This is a genomic window from Rhizobium etli CFN 42 (assembly GCF_000092045.1).
Classification (GTDB): Bacteria; Pseudomonadota; Alphaproteobacteria; order Rhizobiales; family Rhizobiaceae; genus Rhizobium; species Rhizobium etli.
Genome location: NC_007764.1, coordinates 35553 through 55392, shown reverse-complemented (window position 1 = coordinate 55392; position 19840 = coordinate 35553). Strand labels below are relative to the sequence as shown.

At 61.9% G+C, this 19840-nt stretch carries 14 protein-coding genes and 6 pseudogenes; 8 read left to right on the top strand and 12 right to left on the bottom strand.

The window, feature by feature from the left end:
* Positions 1-4 precede the first annotated feature (4 nt).
* Positions 5-1105: an efflux RND transporter periplasmic adaptor subunit gene (locus RHE_RS23125; RefSeq protein ID WP_011427683.1), complete on the top strand. Its 1101-nt coding sequence runs from the start codon at positions 5-7 to the stop codon at positions 1103-1105.
* Complete coding sequence (locus tag RHE_RS23120) at positions 1105-4257, top strand: efflux RND transporter permease subunit (protein ID WP_011427682.1); 3153 nt, start codon at positions 1105-1107, stop codon at positions 4255-4257. Before RHE_RS23125 ends, RHE_RS23120 begins: the two co-directional genes overlap by 1 nt.
* Positions 4258-4737: 480 nt before the next feature.
* Here RHE_RS23120 and RHE_RS23115 read toward each other — a convergent pair whose 3' ends face one another.
* Both RHE_RS23115 and RHE_RS23110 read right to left on the bottom strand, forming a co-directional pair.
* Complete coding sequence (locus RHE_RS23115; RefSeq protein WP_011427681.1) at positions 4738-5601, bottom strand: class I SAM-dependent methyltransferase; 864 nt, start codon at positions 5599-5601, stop codon at positions 4738-4740.
* 34 nt (positions 5602-5635) lie between these two features.
* Positions 5636-6280, bottom strand: coding sequence for a TetR/AcrR family transcriptional regulator (locus tag RHE_RS23110; protein WP_041678950.1), 645 nt, complete (start codon positions 6278-6280; stop codon positions 5636-5638).
* 208 nt (positions 6281-6488) lie between these two features.
* On the opposite strand from RHE_RS23110, the gene RHE_RS23105 reads away from it, so the two are divergent.
* Positions 6489-7382 carry an NAD(P)/FAD-dependent oxidoreductase gene (locus RHE_RS23105; protein WP_011427679.1) on the top strand — a complete coding sequence of 298 codons (894 nt, stop codon included), beginning with the start codon at positions 6489-6491 and terminating at the stop codon, positions 7380-7382.
* 69 nt (positions 7383-7451) lie between these two features.
* On the opposite strand, the pseudogene RHE_RS23100 reads toward RHE_RS23105, so the two are convergent.
* From RHE_RS23100 to RHE_RS23085, 4 genes and pseudogenes are all read right to left on the bottom strand, one after another.
* Positions 7452-8070 (bottom strand): annotated as a pseudogene (locus RHE_RS23100) (DsbA family oxidoreductase); the annotation flags it as partial.
* An 81-nt stretch (positions 8071-8151) separates the two neighbouring features.
* Positions 8152-9076, bottom strand: a pseudogene (locus RHE_RS23095) (oxidoreductase).
* 101 nt (positions 9077-9177) lie between these two features.
* Positions 9178-9822, bottom strand: coding sequence for an SDR family oxidoreductase (locus RHE_RS23090; protein WP_011427675.1), 645 nt, complete (start codon positions 9820-9822; stop codon positions 9178-9180).
* A 39-nt stretch (positions 9823-9861) separates the two neighbouring features.
* On the bottom strand, positions 9862-10482 hold the full coding sequence (locus RHE_RS23085; RefSeq protein ID WP_011427674.1) for an FMN-dependent NADH-azoreductase: 621 nt from the start codon (positions 10480-10482) through the stop codon (positions 9862-9864).
* Positions 10483-10568: 86 nt separating this feature from the next.
* Here RHE_RS23085 and RHE_RS23080 point away from each other — a divergent pair, with 86 nt between their 5' ends.
* Both RHE_RS23080 and RHE_RS34510 read left to right on the top strand, forming a co-directional pair.
* The gene (locus RHE_RS23080; RefSeq protein ID WP_042119708.1) at positions 10569-10946 is read left to right on the top strand and encodes a winged helix-turn-helix transcriptional regulator; all 378 of its coding nucleotides are present in this window, start codon (positions 10569-10571) and stop codon (positions 10944-10946) included.
* Between the two features lie 88 nt (positions 10947-11034).
* A pseudogene (locus tag RHE_RS34510) lies at positions 11035-11341 on the top strand (phospholipid methyltransferase); the annotation flags it as partial.
* A gap of 94 nt (positions 11342-11435) precedes the next feature.
* Here the strand turns inward: RHE_RS34510 and RHE_RS23075 are convergent.
* The 3 genes and pseudogenes from RHE_RS23075 to RHE_RS32140 form a co-directional block, all read right to left on the bottom strand.
* Positions 11436-12155 (bottom strand): ribonuclease activity regulator RraA, encoded by a 720-nt coding sequence (locus RHE_RS23075; RefSeq protein WP_011427672.1) that lies wholly within the window; start codon positions 12153-12155, stop codon positions 11436-11438.
* A 10-nt stretch (positions 12156-12165) separates the two neighbouring features.
* Positions 12166-13908 carry an L-arabinonate dehydratase gene (araD, locus tag RHE_RS23070; protein WP_011427671.1) on the bottom strand — a complete coding sequence of 581 codons (1743 nt, stop codon included), beginning with the start codon at positions 13906-13908 and terminating at the stop codon, positions 12166-12168.
* Positions 13899-14018, bottom strand: a pseudogene (locus RHE_RS32140) (SDR family oxidoreductase); the annotation flags it as partial. The gene araD and the pseudogene RHE_RS32140, both read right to left, overlap by 10 nt.
* A gap of 5 nt (positions 14019-14023) precedes the next feature.
* Between RHE_RS32140 and RHE_RS34505 the strand changes: the two are divergent.
* A pseudogene (locus tag RHE_RS34505) lies at positions 14024-14254 on the top strand (alpha-L-fucosidase); the annotation flags it as partial.
* Positions 14255-14273: 19 nt separating this feature from the next.
* Here RHE_RS34505 and RHE_RS32130 read toward each other — a convergent pair.
* Together RHE_RS32130 and RHE_RS23065 are read right to left on the bottom strand one after the other, a co-directional pair.
* Positions 14274-14507: pseudogene (locus RHE_RS32130) on the bottom strand (M24 family metallopeptidase); the annotation flags it as partial.
* Between the two features lie 6 nt (positions 14508-14513).
* Entirely contained in the window at positions 14514-15218 is a 705-nt protein-coding gene (locus RHE_RS23065; protein ID WP_011427670.1) for a GntR family transcriptional regulator, read from the bottom strand.
* 130 nt (positions 15219-15348) lie between these two features.
* Between RHE_RS23065 and RHE_RS23060 the strand changes: the two genes are divergently transcribed.
* The gene (locus RHE_RS23060) at positions 15349-16260 is read left to right on the top strand and encodes a dihydrodipicolinate synthase family protein (RefSeq protein WP_011427669.1); all 912 of its coding nucleotides are present in this window, start codon (positions 15349-15351) and stop codon (positions 16258-16260) included.
* A gap of 52 nt (positions 16261-16312) precedes the next feature.
* On the opposite strand, the gene RHE_RS23055 is transcribed toward RHE_RS23060, so the two are convergent.
* Positions 16313-17371: a LacI family DNA-binding transcriptional regulator gene (locus tag RHE_RS23055; RefSeq protein ID WP_011427668.1), complete on the bottom strand. Its 1059-nt coding sequence runs from the start codon at positions 17369-17371 to the stop codon at positions 16313-16315.
* A 142-nt stretch (positions 17372-17513) separates the two neighbouring features.
* Here RHE_RS23055 and RHE_RS23050 point away from each other — a divergent pair, with 142 nt between their 5' ends.
* Positions 17514-19835, top strand: coding sequence for an alpha-L-rhamnosidase (locus tag RHE_RS23050; RefSeq protein WP_011427667.1), 2322 nt, complete (start codon positions 17514-17516; stop codon positions 19833-19835).
* Positions 19836-19840 lie beyond the last annotated feature (5 nt).

The window sequence follows — 19840 nt, the reverse complement described above, 5'->3', positions numbered from 1 at the left end:
ACAGATGCCTTTGACCACAAGGAATGCTTTGTTGAGAAGACCCTCCAAAATACTTGCCGCTGCATTTGTTGCGGCAGCTCTTGTCTCCCCCGTGCGTTTTGCCATGGCGGAACAACCCACGGCAACGGCTCTCACCGTCTCTCTGACGACGCCGGCGCAACGGGACTGGCCCGAGACCGTTCCGGCGAGTGGGTGGCTGAAACCCTGGCAGGAAGCGGTCATCGCCTCCGAAACGAGCGGCCTGCGGATAACCGATGTCCTGGCCGACGTCGGCTCCGTGGTCACGAAGGGACAGACGCTCGTTCGGCTCTCCCAGGAAAGCGTGATGGCCGATCTTCGCAAGCAGGAGGCGGCCGTCGAGAACGCCAAGGCAAGTCTTTCGAAGGCCAAGGCCAATGCTGACCGGGCACGGCAGCTGCGTTCTTCCGGCGCGCTTTCCGACGAAAAGATCGTCGAATACCTGGCCGACGAGCAGACGGCGACGGCAAGCCTTGCATCCGAAGAGGCCGCACTCGGCAGCGAAAAGATCAAGCTTGCGCAGACCACTGTCACCGCCGTTGATGACGGCCTGATAACCTCGCGGTCCGCCGATCTCGGCGCAGTCGTCTCCGCGGGCACGGAGTTATTTCGCATGGTGCGCCAGCAGCGTGTGGAATGGCAGGCCGAAGTTTCAGCCCGTTATCTCCCGCGCATTTCGGAGGGCATGAGGGTCAAGATCAGCGGTCCGGAGGGCCAGGTCATCGACGGCAAGGTGCGACTTGTTGGACCTGCGGTGAGCACCGATACCAGCCGCGCAATCGTCTATGTCGCGCTTCCCGCGGATGTCCGTCCGCGCACAGGTCTCTATGTCACCGGCAACATCGAACTGCAGACCTCTTCGGCGCTGACCGTACCCGAGACGGCGATCGTGTTCCGGGACGGGATCAGCTACCTCTTCACTTCAGGCGTCGATCAGCGGGTGCAAAGGGTCAGGGTGGAAACAGGCCGCCGCAACAACGGCGAGGTGGAAATCGTTTCCGGCATCGACCGCTCGTCGAAGGTAGTGACCTCGGGCGGCGCGTTCCTCTCTGACAATGACCTCGTGAAGATTGCGGAGAAAAACTGATGAACTTCTCAGCTTGGTCGATCCGCAATCCCGTACCGGCGATATTGCTGTTTTTGATGCTGACCGTTGGTGGCCTCCTGGCCTTCAAGCAGCTGCCGATCCAGAACTTCCCCGATATGGACCTTCCCACGATCAATGTCACCGCCACGCTCGAAGGTGCGGCACCGGCGCAGCTCGAAACCGAGGTCGCCCGCAAGATCGAGGATAGTCTCGCCGCACTCAGCTATCTCGACCACATCACGACGACGATCACCGACGGCACCGTGTCGATCAAGGTGTCCTTCAAGCTGGAAAAAGACAGCGAAACGGCCCTGAACGAAGTTCGCAATGCCGTCGACAGCGTCAAGGGTGACCTGCCGGCGCAGATGGAAACACCGAGCGTCAGCAAGGTCACGGTACAGAGCTCCGCTTTGGTCACCTATGCCGTCCGCTCGACCGCTCTCAACGAGACCGAACTTTCCTGGTTCGTCGACAATGATCTGACCAAGGCGCTGCTGTCGGTGCCCGGCGTCGGGCAAGTGAACCGCATCGGCGGCATCGACCGCGAGGTCCATGTGGATCTCGATGCCGGAACGATGGCGTCGCTCGGCGTCACCGCGGCCACCGTATCATCGCAGCTGAAAGCGGTGCAGACGGATACGTCAGGCGGCCTCGGTGAGATCGGCGGCACCCGCCAGACCTTGCGCACGCTTGGCGCCCTGCCGTCGGTCGAAGCGCTGAAGGGGCTGAAAATCCCCCTGGCGAACGGCCAGCAGGTTCGCCTCGACGACGTCGCATCCGTCACCGACAGCTTCGCTGAACGCTCTTCGATGGCCTATCTCGACGGCAAGCCGGTGATCGCGGTCGAGATCAAGCGCTCGAACGGCTTTTCCGACAGCGGTGTTGCTGCCGCCGTCGACCAGGCGGTCAAACAGTTCGCAGCCAAGCATTCCAACGTGCAGATTGACGAGGCTTACAGCACGATCGGACCGATCATCGGCAATTACGATGGTTCGATGCACATGCTCTACGAAGGTGCGATCCTGGCGATCATCGTCGTCTGGCTTTTCCTGCGGGACTGGCGAGCGACGATCCTGTCGGCCGTGGCGCTGCCTCTGTCTGTCATACCGACCTTCCTCATCATGTATTTCGCCGGCTTCAGCCTGAATATCGTCACGCTGCTTGCATTGTCGCTGGTGGTCGGCATCCTTGTCGACGATGCAATCGTCGAGATCGAGAACATCGCCCGCCACCTGCAGATGGGCAAACGGCCGATCGATGCCGCCCTCGAAGCAGCCAACGAGATTGGGCTAGCCGTCATCGCAACCACCTTCACGCTGGTCTCGGTCTTCCTGCCGACGGCCTTCATGAGGGGCATACCGGGCCTTATTTTCCGCCAGTTCGGCATTACCGCCGCCGTTGCGGTGCTCGCCTCGCTCGTGGTCGCGCGCCTGCTGACGCCGATGATGGCCGCCTATTTCATGAAGGCCCATCCGACGGAAGAGAAGGATGGCCGGATCATGCGTGCCTATATAGCAATCGTGAAGGCCGCCATGAACCGCCGGAAGACGACCGTGGCCGTCACCGCCGTCGTCGTGGCGCTCTCGCTTGCGACCATCCCCCTGCTGAAATCGGGCTTCCTGCCCGCGTCCGACGACGCACGAACCCAGATCACGCTGACCATGCAGCCGGGCGCCACCATCGAGCAGACGGATGCAACGGCAAGGCGGGCCGCGGATATTGTCGGCAAGCTTCCTGACGTCACGCATGTCTTTTCCGCCGTCGGTTCAACCTCCTCGGGCGGCGGCCCCGATGCCAGCACCACGAGCGATGTCGGATCGGCGACGCTCGTTGCCGTGCTGCCGCCCGTCGACGAGCGCGGCCGCAAGCAATCGGAAATCGAAAGCGACATCCGACAGGCGCTCTCCGTCCTCCCTGGCGTGCGCGTCGAGGTCGGCGGCGGCGGCAATGGCACGAAACTCGAGATCACACTGGCAGGCGACGACGCAAATGTCCTCGACAGCGCCAGCACGGCGCTCGAGGAACAGCTCCGCTCACTGAAGGGCATCGGCGCGGTGACGTCGACGGCGGCCCGGCAGGCGCCCGAGATCCAGATCACACCCGACTTTGCGCGCAGCGCCGCACTCGGAGTCACGTCGAGCGCCGTCGCCGAGGCGGTGCGCGTGGCGACGAACGGGGAATATTCCTCCGATCTGCCGAAGCTCAACTTGCCTCAGCGGCAGATTCCCATCGTCGTCCGCTTCTCGCCCGAGACGCGCACCAATCTGGACGACATCAAGAACATGCGCGTGGCGGGAACGCACGGCAATGTCGATCTCGGATCGATCGCCGATGTGAGGATCGGCGGCAGCCCCTCCGAAATCGATCGAATCGACCGCATGCGCAATGTAACGGTGTCCGTCGAACTCAACGGCCGCATCCTCGGCGACGTCAACCGCGAGGCACAGGCGCTGTCGGCACTTCGGCATCTGCCGCCGGGCGTCACGCTTGTTGAACAGGGCGAGCTTCAGCGCAGCTCGGAACTCTTCCAAAGCTTCGCGCTCGCAATGGCGATCGGCGTGTTCTGCATCTATGCGGTTCTCGTCGTGCTCTTCCACGACTTCCTTCAGCCGCTTACTCTGCTGATGGCTCTGCCGCTCTCCCTTGGCGGGGCATTGGTACCGCTCGTCGTGACTGGAACCAGCTTCTCCATGCCGGCCGTCATCGGCCTGCTCATGCTGATGGGCGTGGTGACGAAGAACTCTATCCTTCTCATCGAATATGCGATCATGTCGCGCCACCAGGGCATGTCGCGGTTTGACGCCCTGGTGGATGCCTGCCACAAACGCGCTCGGCCGATCGTCATGACCACCATTGCCATGGCATTCGGTATGCTTCCGGCGGCTCTCAGCCTGACGGGTGGCGATTCAAGCTTTCGACAGCCGATGGCAATCGTGGTGATCGGCGGCGTGATCATGTCGACGCTGCTCAGCCTTATCGTGATCCCGGTCATTTTCACCTTCGTCGACGACCTGCACGAGTGGCTGAAACGTCTCGTGCACTGGTCCGACCCGCACGATAAGACCGATGACGAGGAGCCACAGGCCTCCAACGATCACGCGGCTATCGCCTTCCATCCCGAGCAATCGAGGCGAGGACAAGGTCAGAGATGACGCGCGATGCCGCAAATTATCCGCCATACAGTCCCGCGCGCCGACTGACACTTGGCATGCGTGGCAAACCTCTTCGGTCGCGTTCCTCCCCCAATGGAACGAGGCCGCGGGACGTATCCCCCAGCAGGCGGCGTTGTGCCGCCTGCGCGTCCTGCCAGATGTTGCGAGGTGCTCTGCGATGATTGCCGATAAAGGCGTTATTCGCCGCGCTGACCGGACATGATCGCAAACTCGTCGTGATTGGGGTTGCAGGGGCTCATGGAAATTTCTCTCTTCCCATAGCTCTGGCGAGGGGGCGGTTAGTTTCGTTCCAGAGGTAGTCGCCGATGAGCGCGATCTAAATCAATGGCAGCGGTGCGACCTGGGAGAAAAGCCCGCCGCCCTACCTCCTCTGCGTTCCGGCCGTAAGCGGTGCGGGGTCGATCGCCACGGCCGACGCCGAGCCATCGAGACGGGGCGTCTCCCCCCTGTTAATCCCTGTCAGCTTGCCGGATTGCGCGTCGTGACGATCCACGCCGCGCCGTCGATCATCACCGACCGCTCGCCGGGGCGGTCCGCGAAGGCGGCACGAACCGCGACCGAGGCGCGGGCGCGGACGTCGTCGGGCTGATCAGCGAGCGCGCGCGACAGCGGGCCGACCTCGAGTGTCATCTCCAGCGCGTCGTCGATCGCCGCGTCCCGCGTCCCGCCCTCGCCCAACGGGATAGAAGCATCGAAGGGCTCGATAGTGATATCGGCGAAGCCGGCCGCCGTCAGGATGCGCGCCACCCGCCCCCGGTCGCCGAACGAGAATGGGCCGGGCGCTTCGGGATCGGGCGGCGCGGTCGGCGGGACGATGCCCTTGATCGCGCCCATCGGCAGGCAGACCCAATCGTTCTCGGCCATGCCGCGCCAGCAGACGAAAGCGACCCGCCCGCCCGGCTTGAGCGCACGGCGCATATGAGCGAACGCCGCCGTAGGATCGTCGAAGAACATCACTCCGAAGCGCGAGAACAGGATGTCGAACGCGCCCTCGGGCAACTCGATGCTGCTGGCGTCGGCCACCTGGAACAGGGCCGGCGTATCCTGCGGCGCTAGCGCGCGCGCTCTGCCGATCAGCGGTTCGGATATGTCCACGCCCAGCACATGGCCCCCCGGGCCGACGCGGACGGCCAGATCCAGACTAGACGCCCCCGCGCCGCAGCCGACGTCCAGCACGCGTTCGCCCATGGCGGGCGCGGCGGCTTCGATCGCGGCCTGGCCGAACACCGCCAGCATGGCATCGAGCCGGGCCTGGTAAGCGACCCAGCGCTCCCCGCTTTGGCCATTCCAGTCGGCGACCTGATAAATATTTTTCTCTGCCATCTCATGTCCTCTTTCTGATCCGTTCTTTGCCAGGCTATCCGCCCGCGTTGTCGCCACCGTGCGCAGCGATGAACATGGCGACGGCCGACCGGCAATAGGATTCGATTTCGTTGTCGTCCTCTGCTCTCGCCTCATCGAAGCGCGCAATAATGAGGAGATCGGATCCTTTGAAAAGCGCGCCAAACAAGCGGGCGGACTGGAGAGGATCGGGCACGTTCAGCATCGCCTTCGCGTGCAACTGACGCAACAGGGCCTCGATTTGGGCGATGACATAGGCCGGGCCGGCTTCGTAATGAAGCTTGCTTATCGACTTTTGATTCGTCTTGTCGGCCATGACCATGGCTTCGACACTGCGGACGTCCGGGTTCAACAGCGTGCGAAGCAGGGACGATCCCACCGTCATGAGCTGATCTTCGGCCGAACCGTCGACGCCTTCAAAAAGGGCCTGTGGTGCAAACTGATGGCAGCGGGCCGCCATGGCAGCGCTGAACAGCGCCTCCTTGTTCTCGAAGTGCCGATAGATGCTGAGCTTGGATATCTTCGCGCGCTGGGCAACCTTGTCCAATGTCGTCGCTTGAAAACCCAGTTCCACAAAGAGCTCGTACGCTGCGTCGAGTATCGTTTGGCCAAGCGCCTGGTTGGTGGGCCGGCCGCGTCGACCCTGGCTTTGTTCGTTCACGACAATTAAGATCCTTGACAGTATCGTTATTATTGAATTACGATAACATGCAGTATCCAAAATATGCAAGCCAACGGGGGGGATTTCAACCTGTCCTCTAAATCAAATATCCCCCGGCCGCCCGGCGATATCGAATGCGATCGCTGGACAAAATTTCGCGCCAGCCCCAGCTCAATCCTCCTCCATCCACAGCACGGAGCTTATCACCATGGATGACGTCATCATCATCGGCGGCAGTTTTGCCGGTCTCGCCGCCGCCCTGCAGCTCGGCCGTACCCGCCGCAAGGTCACCGTTCTCGATACCGGCCTGCCGCGCAATCGCTTCGCTGGCCACTCGCATGGCCTGCTCGGCCACGATCACAAGCCACCGCTGGACATCCTGGCTGAGGCGCGGCAGCAACTGACGCGTTATTCCACGGTCAAGCTGGTCAATGCCCGAGCCGACAGCATCTCCGGCGCCATCGACAAGTTCTCCGTCCTTACTGGCGATGGCGAAAGCCTTGGGGCGCGCCGCCTGATCCTGAGCTACGGCGTTGCCGATCAAATGCCTGATGTTCCGGGCTTTGCCGAAAGCTGGGGCACGTCCATCGTGCCCTGCCCCTATTGCGACGGCTTTGAAGTCGCCGACCAGCATTGGGGCCTCGTCTGGTCCGGCCCGCAGTCGCACAATTATGTCAGGCTGTACCACGATTGGACCGACACGTTGACGGTCTTCGCAAATGGTCACGACATTGCACCCGATATCCAGGCCGATTTGGCGCGCCGCAACATACCTGTCATCGACGGCCGGATCGTCGAAATCACCAATCACCGGGGGCATATCACCACCGTTAATCTCGAGAGCGGCCGCAATGCCGGGGTCGATATCCTGTTCGCGCATCCACGCAACAAGCCGTCCGCAAGCCTGCACGAATCACTGGGCCTCGCCACGGTCAATACGCCCTTCGGCATCGCGCTCAAGGTCGATGAGCGTCGCGAAACCAGCATGCCCGGCATCTACGCCGCCGGCGATCTTGCAAACCCAGCGATGGCCTCCGTCACCACGGCAATATCGCAGGGCGCGACGGCGGGTATCTCCGCCCAGCAGTCGATGCTGGTTTGATGAAGCATGGGGATGGCGAACGATCGAGCGGAAATTGCGTAAGCTTTGTTGGGCAGACAGATTGACATCAGCGGCCTCACGGATAGCGGCTGCAATCTCGTCTTCGCTGCGTCCGCCGTTGATTGCGATGCGTCGGCCGAAGACGAAGTACGGAACTGAGTACCCCGGCCGCCATCGATCGGACAGCTTCCTGCTCCACACGTCGGTGCTGCTCTGGATCGAGTGCGATTGCACGGGCCTCTTCGCGCTCGAGGCCGTAGGCCGCGGCGACATCCGCGAGGACGTCGGGGTCGGAGATGTTCTTTGCTTCCAAGAAATGCGTATGGGTGATCGCGACCGCGAGCTGATGTTGTGTTCCACGTGCTTGCGCCGCAAGGATGAGACCATGCGCTGCCTGCGTCCTGTAAGTCCAGGGCTGCCGGCTCAGGTCGAGATCGAGGCCGGACGCGCGCGCTTCCGCCTCGGGCCGGGCGAACGATGCCTTCGGATCCGTCACGCCGTAGCGCTTGAGGAGCAGGTCAGGAATGTACAGGCCCTCCGCCGGCCCATCGGGAAGCAGGAGGACCGGATGCTGGCGGATATCCACCTCCAGCTCAGGGAAGCGTTCCGCCAGAACTTTGTCCAGACGGTGGTGTCCGATGATGCACCAGGGGCAGGTGATCTCGGTATAAAGCTCGATTTGCAGCATGATGCGATCCTTCTGGTCATTGAGCCGAACATTCCGGGGGTGAGCCGCTTGAAGGCGGGTTCGGGACCTTTCGTCTGTCCGTCAGGCCCGTCGATTGACGGGAGGCAAGCCAGGATCAATCCCGGTCATTGTCACAGACACATCCCACAGTCGTTCGGCCAGCAGCGGATCCCTTGCCTCCTCGGAGATAACACTCTCACCGGACGGACCTCGCAACCCGGACAATCCCGTTGGTCCGTAGTAGCCGCCAGGCTTTATTTTCCAGGTCGCTGCGTGCAGCGCACCCCAGGCGCCCATAGCCGGGTTGGCGAACAGCAAGCCGATCATGGTCATTGCCATGTTGCCCCACCAACTGCCGCGGGCGAGGTTCGATCCGACGAGCCCTGGATGGCATGCGACCGCCGTTACCGGCGCTCCAGCCGCCCTCAGCCGCCGATCCAGTTCAAATACGAAGAGAAGATTCGCGAGCTTGCTGGCGGCATAACGCGGAAGCCATTTGTAGCTCTTTTGAGCGTTAAGATCGTCCCATTCGATTTTCGCGCCCTTGTGTTGTCCACTGCTCGTGACGACGATCCGCGATCCCGGCGTCTCCGCGAGCTTGGGCAGCATGAGCGCGGTGAAAGCAAAGCAACCGAGGTGATTAACTCCGAATGTCTGTTCGAAATCCTGCGCCGTAAGCTTCAGCGCCGGCCCCTACGCCGGCATTGTTGATCAGCACGTCGATACGCGGCTCCCTGGCAGCCAGTTCAGCCGCCCGCCGCACACTTTCCAGATCCGCCAGGTCAAGCGGCAGGAAGGCGAGATCGGCACCAGAGGTCTTCTGACGAATAAGGTTCATCGCCGCTTTCGCCTTGGCCTCGTCGCGGCAGGCGAGCAGCACTCTTGCGCGCCGCGCCGCAAGCGCACTCGCCACTTCGAAGCCTATTCCCGTATTGGCGCCGGTGACGATAAAGCACTTGCCTGACTGGTCCGGCACATCCGCCGTCGTAAATCCCTTGGGTGTCATGGATGTCTCTTGCCTCGTAAAGAGCGTTTATGTCTGGCGCTGCTGAATGCTGCCGAACCGCATGCAACCTTTCGGGGCGTCACGCCGGGTCGAATGTTCCATCAGTTTCCGTCGGCTATCCCCGGTGCGGCGCGCACGAACTCTGTGGCTGTCACCTGATCGACCAGGAATTTCGCAAGGTTCCCGCGTGACAGCTTCATTCCGAGCTTCGACTTGCCGTACCAGCCTGCGTCCACCCGGCCTGTCGCGGGACCATCCTTCAGGTTGGGAATCCGAACCAGTGTCCAATCGAGGTGCGATTTGCTCACCAGTTCGGCCGTCGCCTTGATGTCATCATAGGCGTTATGAACGATCAGCTTGAACAACAGAACGAATGCCTGCGACTTGAAGTCGAATCCGTCCTTCGGATCACGATGGGCAGCCGTCGAGATCTGGATGAGGCGGCGAACGTTCAGCTCTTCCATAGCCGAGATGATTGCGCCGACGCCGGGCATGATCGGCCGTTTGTCGCGGGATTTCAGGCTGTTTGGCCCAAGCGCGCTGATCACCGCGTCTGCGCCCGCGATGCATGCCCTGATCGCCTCGCGATTGCTCAGGTCGCCGACGATGACGTCGATCTTGCCATCGACGGCCGAAAGTTTTGTGGCGTCACGCGTGTAGACAGACAGCGCGTATCCTCGCCGCAGCGCCTCTTCGATAATGTGCTTGCCGGTTGGCCCGGTCCCGCCAAAGAGAGCGATCTTCATAGCATTTTCCTTTGTCTTAAGGCTTGGAGGGCGCCGTTTTCAGGCGGCCTTTTCCAACACCGCGCGAACCTGGGCTTCGGTGGCTGCTATGGCAGCCTTGGCCGCCTCGGGACCGAAGACGGTGCCTTCCACGCGGATAATTTGGATGTCTGTCAGGCCAATGAAGCTGAGGAGGTGGCGCAGATAGCCGGTCTGGAAATCGAAGGCGGCCCAGTCACCTTCGGAGAAGACCCCGCCTGAGGCAGTGACCAGATACACCTTCTTGCCGGTCAGCAATCCCTGCGGCTTGCCGGCTGCGCTGTAACCGAAGGTCACGCCCGGCCAGGTGATATGATCGAACCAGGCCTTCAGCTGCGACGACGGGCCGAAATTGATCATGCCCGAACCCAGGACGATCACGTCAGCCGCCGTCACCTCGTCGACCAGCTCCTGGGCAAGGCCGACCGCCTTGGCCTGTTCGGGGGTGCGGGTCTCGGGCCCAACGACGCGGCCGCCAATATAGGCTTGCGCGATATGCGGCGGTGGGTTGGCTGCCAGATCACGCCTTGAAAGGGTGCCGCCCAGCGCAGTCTTCAGGCCTTCGGCGATCTCGGTCGCAAACCGGGTGGATAGACCTTCCGGGCCACGAGGGCTCGATGTGACGATGAGGATGTTGGTCATGATTGCTCCGATGTGAACAGGGTGGTACACTCTTGTTACCAACACTATTAAGGTGACCGACCGCTATGCCGCAAGAAGGCACTTTCATGACACTTAGTGACATCGATTTTCCTACCCCCAGCCAGGGTGACGACTGCAAGATGGTTCGGGAAATCCTCGATCTCGTCGGCGACAAATGGACCCTGTACATCATCGCAACCCTCAAGGACGGACCTGTTCGGTTCAATGAATTGCGGCGTCGGATCGACGGGATTTCACAACGGATGCTGACCATTAACTTGCGCGGGTTAGAACGCGACGGGTTGGTGAAGCGGACCTTATTTCCCACTATTCCGCCGCGCGTGGACTATGAGTTGACGGACGTGGGGCGAACACTTCTTGCGCCAGTCATGGCTCTCGTCATGTGGGCGGATAGCAATCGGAAGAACATTCAACACGCTCGCGGTCGGTATGATGCTTGTTGAGGTGCGTTTCGATGTCAGCAGTCGGTGATTTTCAGTCAATGTGAAAGATTCGCTGAACCTTGCAGATAAAAATATCATTCAATTCAACGAAATCGATTCCGCTCATCTAAATGGGCCGACAGACGCCGCAAAGATCGCCAACCACGGATCCATTGGTGCTGTCATCAGTGGCCTGCCGCTTCTTTCTATGCCGCCCCGCAAGGTGATCAAGATTCTCGGCGGCGCGTTCTTTTATCTGCGACATGGCGCCGCGTTTTATCAATTCACTTACAGTCGAGAGTGCCCGGTGCCACGTCCTATTCCTGACCGATTGGGACTGAAAGCCCGCGTATCGGCCGCACGTTGTCAATCTACCTCCAGCCGCAGTCTACAAGATAAGGAGACGAGGCTACTAAAACTCGCCGGCGCCTTGCTGGAGGAAATCGGGATCGCCTTCCCCGTGTGCGGCGCGCCCTGCATGGCGGCCAGATTCGCGAGCTCGAGCGCCGGTCAACGGCCGTGTTTGGCGCGCCAGGCGGCGAATTCCTCAAGATTGCGCGGCTGCGTCGCCGGATAGAGACCGATGATCGATTGGCCGGCCTGCACGCGCTCGGTGACGAAATCCTCATAGGCGGTCATTTCCACGGCCTCCTCGGCGATCTCGTCGGCGAGTTCGGCCGGAATGACGATCACCGCTTCGTCGTCGCCGACCATGATATCGCCGGGCCAGACCGCCACGTCGCCGCAACCGATCGGCACATTGATGTCGAGCGCCTGGTGCAGCGTCAGGTTCGTCGGCGCCGAGGGGCGGTTGTGATAGGCAGGGATGGCCAACCCCGCTATTTCGGGGCTGTCGCGGAAACCGCCATCGGTGACGACACCCGCCACGCCGCGCACCATCAGCCGGGTGACGAGGATCGAGCCGGCGGAAGCGGCGCGCGGATTCTTGCGGCTGTCCATCACCAGCACGGCGCCCGGGGGGCAGGTTTCGACACAGGCGCGCTGCGGGTGTTCCGGATTGCGGAAAACCTCGAGCTTGTTCAGGTCTTCGCGCGCCGGAATGTAGCGGAGGGTATAGGCCGGACCGACCATATTGCGGCCTTTGTGAGCGACCGGCTGCACATCCTGGATGGTCTGGTTGCGCAGGCCGCGCTTGAAGAGCGCCGTGCTGATCGTGGCGACGCTGACCCGCATGAGTTTGTCGCGCGTACTGTCCGAAAGTGTCGTCATACATGTCCTCCTAGAAAATGTCCGGTTCTCCCGCTGCCGGACCGAATTCCGGCAGCAGATAATCGAAATCGCAGCCCTTGTCGGCCTGGCTGACATGGGAAGCGTACATCCAGCCATAACCGCGGCCGAAGCGATCCGCCGGCTTCATCCATGCGGCGCGGCGCTGGATCAGCTCGACCTCGTCGACCAGCATGTCAAGGCGGCGGTTGGGAATGTCGATCCTGACGATATCGCCATTGCGCAGCAAGGCGAGGGGGCCGCCGACATGGGCTTCGGGCGCCACATGCAGAACACAGGCGCCATAGCTGGTGCCGCTCATGCGCGCGTCCGACAGCCGCAGCATGTCGCGATGCCCTTGCTTCAGCAGCGCCTTGGGCATCGGCAGCATGCCCCATTCCGGCATGCCGGGACCGCCGAGCGGCCCGGCATTGCGAAGCACCATTACGTGATCCGGCGTCACATCGAGTGTCTCGTCCTCGACGGCCGCCTTCATGTCGGGATAGCTGTCGAAGACCAGCGCCGGCCCTTGATGCACATGGAAGCGCGGGTCGCAGGCCGCCGGCTTGATCACCGCGCCGTCGGGCGCCAGATTGCCCTTGAGCACGGCAAGCGAGCCCTCCGGATAGATCGGGTTGGAAAGCGGCCGGATCACGTCGTCATTATAGATCTTTGCATCGGCCAGCGCCGCGCCCAGCGCTTCCCCCGAAACCGTCAAGGCGTCCAGATCGAGCCGCTCGCGGATCTGCGACATCAGCGCCAGAAGACCGCCGGCATAGTAGAAATCCTCCATCAGATAGATCTTTCCGGAAGGGCGGATATTGGCGATGACGGGCGTGGTTCGGCCCAGCGCATCGAGATCGTCGAGCGTCAACGCCACCCCTGCCCTACGCGCCATGGCCAGGAGATGAATGACCGCATTCGTCGAACAGCCGGTCGCCATCGCGACCGTCGCGGCATTGCGGACGGCTGCCGGGGTGACGATACGATCCGGCGTCAGGTCTTCCCAGACCATCTCGACGATCCGACGACCTGTTTGCGCCGACATACGGATGTGGTTGGCGTCAGGCGCGGGAATGGATGAGGCGCCCGTCAGTGTCAGCCCCATCGCATCGGCGATTGCGGTCATGGTCGAGGCGGTTCCCATCGTCATGCAATGGCCGTAGGAGCGCGCAATGCCGGCCTCGATGCCGATCCATTCCTTGTCCGATATCGTACCCGCGCGCCGCTCGTCCCAATATTTCCAGGCGTCCGAACCGGAACCGAGATGTTGGCCGGCATAATTGCCGCGCAGCATCGGCCCCGCCGGCAGGTAGATCATCGGCACGCCGGCGCTGAGCGCTCCCATGATGAGGCCTGGCGTGGTCTTGTCGCATCCGCCCATCAGCACCACGCCATCGACGGGATGGGCGCGGATCTGCTCTTCGGTCTCCATCGCCAGGAGGTTGCGGTAGAGCATGGTGGTCGGTTTCATGAAGTTTTCCGACAGCGCCAGCGCCGGCATTTCCACCGGAAAGCCGCCCGCCTGCAGCACTCCACGCTTCACGTCTTCAACGCGATGCTTGAAATGGGCGTGGCAAGGGTTGAGGTCGGACCAGGTGGACAGGATGCCGATCAACGGCTTGCCGGCCCAGTCGCCGGCGTCATAACCCATCTGCATCAGGCGCGAGCGATGGCCGAAGCCGCGCAGGTCTTCGGATGCGAACCAGCGGGCTGAGCGGAGTTCCCCCGGTGTCTTACTGATTTTCAAGGACATGCCGATACGCCTCCGTCTTCATAAAGTCTTTGACCATTGATGTACCTCGAAGCGTCTGAGGCCAGAAAGATACAGGCGCCCGTCAATTCCTCAAGCCTGCCCCGGCGGCCTGGTTGCGCTGGCGGGCAAGATCGAATATGCGCAATTCCTGCATGACGCCAGCGAGGTCACCCTGGCTGTGCCCTTCGGCCAATACCTTTGGGCGAACACTCAATTCCCCGTCGCCGAGGATGAACTGACCTTCGTCCTGCCGGTGCGCCGCGCCAAGGTCACCGTTCCGGTCATCGAGGTCAAGCTCAAGTCCGGAAGCGCTGTCGGCATTCAAAAACGAGGTGCAGCTGCCTGAGCGGGCGGACGGCGCCCGCTCAGGAGAACGGCTCGGTCGGTCCGGCCGCCGGGTCGGTGAACCAGCGCGGAGCGTCCGCGGTCATGTAGATAGGGTTCTCCAGGCGGATCCCGAATTTATCGGGGGAAGACGATCATCGGTTCATTGGAAAAACACATGCCGGCGGCAAGCGGCGTGTCAGTGCCGCGAACAATATTGGCTTTTCATGGATTTCCAGCCCGAGTCCGTGGCCGGCGCCATGCGGCAAGCCCGGCCTCCCTCAGGACAGGCCGATCGCCACCGGCCGGTCAAGGTCGCGGGCGAGGTAGTCCTGGATCTGACGGACGATCTGGCCGGCGTGGGCTATTGCCAGCCGGTCGGCCTGCTCGGCGTCACCGGCCTCGATCGCGGCGATGATTTCCTCGTGTTCGTCGACATATTGGCGCGGCAGGCGGTCATCGAAGGCAGAGTAATAAAGGCGAAGGATGCGCCGGCCCTCGTCGAGCAGCTTGGCAAAGAAGGTCGTATAATAGGAGTTGCCGGCAAGCTCGGCGATCGCCACGTGGAATTCGCGGTTCGCCTCGATCATCGCATAGGCGTCGCGCTTGGCAACCGCGCCGGCGAAGTCCTTCTGGTGCCGGCGGATGGTCTCCATGATCGCGTCGTTTCGCCGTTGGGCCGCCCCGCGCGTCGTCACCCGGTACATCAGCGTCAGCGCTTCGAAATAGGTGGGCAGGCTTGCGAAATCGATCGGCGCAACGATCGTGTTTCGGTTCGGCAAGGTTGTGACCAAGCCATCGGCGGCAAGCCGCAATAGCGCCTCGCGAATGGGCGTCCTCGACATCCCGAAACGCTCCGACAGCCGGACCTCATCGAGCGGGCTGCCGGGTTCCAGCGCCATAGACAGGATTTCCCGGCGCAGCGTCACATAGACACTCTGCGTGCCCGAGCCGCGCACTCGCACATTTTCCGCGTCGTTCTGCATGTATCCCGCCCTTTCGTTCGAAAAGCCTTCTATTGTGTTTCGGCCAGTTTCCGCAACGGCTCTCACAAAGCCGGTTGAGTCTTGTCGACAGTTTGTATATAACACGGCTGACTTCAACGGGGTGCAATCGATGACGACAGGATGGAAGGGCGTATTTCCCGCCGTAACGACGCAATTCAACGAAGATCTTTCCGTGGATCTGCCTTCGACCCAGCGCGTTCAGGACGCGCTCGTCAATGACGGCGTCAACGGACTAATCGTCATGGGCACATGCGGCGAAAACAATTCGCTCGACCCCGATGAGAAGCGCACAATCCTCAAAGCCGCCGTCGAGGTCGTCAACGGTCGCGTTCCCGTCGTGACGGGCGTCTCCGAATTCGACACGCGCCGTGCGGTCGCCTATGCTCGCGACGCCGAAAAACTCGGCGCCGATGGCCTGATGCTGCTGCCGGCCATGGTCTATGTGCCGAAGCCGGAAGAACTGATCGCGCATTTCCGCACTGTCGCTGAGGCGACCTCGCTGCCGATCATGCTGTACAACAACCCGCCCGCCTACCGCGTCAACATCGGCGTCGACGTGCTGAAGGTGCTTGCCGACGTGCCGAATATCAAGGCGGTCAAGGAAAGTGCGCCAGATCCGCGCCGCTTCACCGATCTCATCAACGCCTTCGGCGACCGTTTCGATATCTTTGCCGGCCTCGACGACGTCGCGCTCGAGGGCCTCATGCTCGGCGCCAAGGGCTGGGTCTCCGGCCTGACCAGCGCCTTCCCTGAGGAATCCGTGCAGCTCGTTGCTGCGGCCGAACGCGGCGACTGGGAAGAGGCCCGCAGGATCTACCGCTGGTTCATGCCGCTTCTGCATCTCGATGCCGAGCATGACCTCGTGCAATCCATCAAGCTCGCCGAGCAGATCATGGGCCGTGGCTCCGAACGCGTCCGCATGCCGCGCCTGCCGCTTTCGGGGGCACGGCGCACCGAAGTCACCGCCATGGTCGAGAAGGCTGCCGCCACGCGTCCCTCGAAATTCGGCAAGGCCGCCTGAGACTGCGAGGCCGGCAAGCGCACATGGGCTGCCGGCCTTTCCAACCCTCGCCCTAGGCAACCGGAGCCTTGCCGGATCGGGTCAGGCTGTTGCGGCTGACCAGCGACGGCATTTGGAAAATATGCTCGGCACCGGTGCGGCCCTCTATTCTCGAAATCAGCGTCCGGGTGGCAACCTGACCGAGCTCCCTGCCCGACTGATCGATGCTTGCGAGATTGACGAGGCCGAGCGCGGCGGTCGACGAATTGTCATATCCGACGACGGCAAGGTCCTCGGGCACACGCACACCCATTTCCATCGCCAGGCTCAGAAGGGTGATGGCGTCGAGATCGCTCCAGCAGAACACGGCGCGCGGCCTGTTCTTCCTCGACAGGAACTTTCGCATCGTTTCCTCCCGCTTTGGCGGGGCAATCGGAATTTTCGTGATCGGCGCAGACGACCCCAATCCGGCACGCTGAATCGCCCGGCGGAAGCCGATCTCACGCTGACGGACGACGGAGACCTGGTGCCCCTCACGCTCGCCGAGGCTCAGCATTTCGATGTCGCGATAGCCGCAGGCAAGCAACGCTTCCACCGCAAGCTCGGCTCCGCGCTGGTCGTCGGCATTGACCGTATCGAAGGCCGTGGCGCCCGCATCGTGATAACCGACCGCGACGATCGGTATCTGAGCCGCGAATTTTGCGATGATGTCAGAGGGCAGGCGCGGCGCAACCAGGATCAGGCCGTCCATCTTATAGTCGATCATCGACTCGATCAGCGACGTCTCCAATTGCACGCGCGCATCGCTGACGCCGATCATCGCTTGGTAATGCGAAGGCGCCAGCACGCCATTCACGCCGGCAATCACCTCCGGAAGGAAGGGATTGCGGATGTCGATCAAAAGCACGCCGATGGTGAAACTGCGGCCCCGCAATCCGCGCGCCGCGCGTGAGGGACGATATCCAAGCACTTCAATAGCGTCGGTCACTCTCGCCCGTAACGCTTCACTGACGCCGTAGGCGTTTCGCATCACCTTCGAGACCGCGGCAACCGATACGCCTGCATGCGTTGCCACTGTCCGGATCGTCACGCGATCATTTCGTTTTAGTCTTTTCTTCTCTTCGATCGACATGAAATCTCTGGGCTACTCTGCGGGCCGTCACAATCGCTCGCAGAACCACCATGGCAGACTGGCGACGAAATTTCTATTGCGCTTCCGAAAAAAATGTAGAACGTTATATGGAGAACGTTCTACAACTCGTCGGGAGAACTTGATGAACTTTCAGCCGGCAGCCATCGACGGCAATCTCGTTTCGCGCGCCTGGTCCGGAGAGATGATCGCACCGCTGTCGGACCGCGGCCAGGGAACGGCCGCAAGCTTCGTCTCCAAGACCTTCGATCATGACGGCACCGGCCTTCCGATCGAACTCTTCATCTCGGCGCTCGGCCTCTATCGCTGCTTCATCAACGGCACCCGCGTCGGGAACGATGTGCTGACGCCCGGCTGGACGAATTACGACGCCCGCATTGCCTATCAGCGTTACGACATCTCGAAACTGCTGAGACCCGGTCCCAACCGGATAGAAATCTGGCTCGCCGACGGATGGTACCGCTCGCCCATCATGTGGGGCGCCAAGGCTATTCCTAACTGCTGGGGCGACAGGATCGGCGCCATTGCGGATTTGGTGGGCACCAGCGGTCCCCTGCTTTCCACCGATACAACTTGGCAAAGCGGTCCTCTGCCGATCCTGAAGTCGGGGATTTATTTCGGCGAGATTTACGACGCACGTCTGGAAACTGCCGCGGAAACGCACGGTACGGAGCGATTGCCGTTCGACAAAGGACTGCTCGTCGCGCATGAGACGGCAGCGGTGCGGGAACTGCAGCCGCTCGCCCCTATCGGAAGCTGGACCGATCATGAAGGCAGGACCATCTATGATTTCGGCCAGAATGTCGGGGGTTACGTCAGATATACGGTTCATGGCGTCGCCGGCACCGAAGTGCGGGTCGAGCATTCGGAAGTGCTCGGTCCCGATCGCCATTTCGACAATCGCAACTATCGCGCGGCTGCCGCGCATACCCTCTATACGCTCAGCGGAGACGGCGACGAGACCTATGCGCCCCATTTCACCTTTCACGGCTTCCGTTATGCCAGGGTGACGATCAACGGCGATGCGGAGATTCTTGAAATCGCCTCGATCCCGATCTCCTCGGTGCCGGAACCGGCCGGCGGCTTCACCTCGGGCAATCCTCTCGTCAATCGCCTGGTTGAGAATACCATCTGGTCGCAGCGCGCCAATTTCATCGAAGTGCCTACAGATTGCCCGCAACGCGACGAACGGCTTGGCTGGACGGGTGATGCCCAAGTGTTTGCCGGGACGGCCTGCTGGCTGAGCGACAGCCAGTCCTTCCTCAAGAAATATCTGCGCGATGTGATGGCCGACCAGCGCGAGGACGGCGCCGTCTCGCATTTCTCGCCCGACCCGACGCGTCTGCACCCCGGCAATTTCCCGGGCTATGCCGGCTCGACCGGTTGGGGTGATGCGATTGTCGTGATCCCCTGGGTCCTCTACACCCATTACGGCGACCGGTCCGTACTTTCGGAGTGCCTGGGCTCGATGGTGCGCTGGGTCGATTTCGTCTGGTCCATCTCAAACGGGCCGATCGTCCATCCACCCTCGCAGTGGGGCGCCCGCGGCTTCACCTTCGGCGACTGGCTGCAGCCCGTCGGTGATAACAGAAAGCCGCGCCCGACGATTGCCGACGATTGTGCAGCCACCCTCTACCACTTCATCTCGACGGATCTTCTCGCGAAGATCGCAGGCGTACTCGGCGAACAAGCGCTGGAAGAACAGATGAAAGGCCGCGCTGACAAGATCAGGTTGGCTTTCGCCAACGAGTTCATCACGCCGGCCGGGCGGCTCGCCCATAACGATCAGACATCCTATGCGCTGGCCTTCCTGTATGACCTGATACCGGGTGAGCATCATGCGGCCGCCCGGCGACATTTCAGGCAGGTGGTCATCGATGCCGACTACAAGATCGGCACCGGTTTCATCGGCACGCCGGCCCTTTTGCCGGCCCTGACGAAACTCGGAATGGACGACCTCGCCGAAAAAGTCTTCCTGCAGGAGGATGTGCCGGGCTGGCTCTACCAGGTCTCGAAGGGGGCAACGACGATCTGGGAGCGCTGGGATTCCATGGCGCCCGACGGCACCATCTACGAACCCGACATGAACAGCTATAACCACTATGCCTACGGGGCGGTCTGCCAGTGGCTGTTCGAATGTGTCGCCGGCATTTCGCCGAGCCCGGCCGCACCCGGCTTTGCCGAAGTGATCATCGACCCGGCGCCAATCCCGTCGCTTTCACCGGTTTCGGCCTATCACGATATCAGCCAGGGGCGCATCGAGGCCGGCTGGCACTGCACCGGCAGCGAAGTCACCTATGCGCTGACGCTTCCGGAGGGTTGCGTCGGCCGCTTCCGGCCCGGCCGGCGGCACCGGAATGTGTCACTCAACGGGGAGCCTGTCATCGAGGAGGCGGTTCTTCCCCCGGGCACGCATCGGCTGGTCTTTTCGCTACCCGATTACTGAGGAGC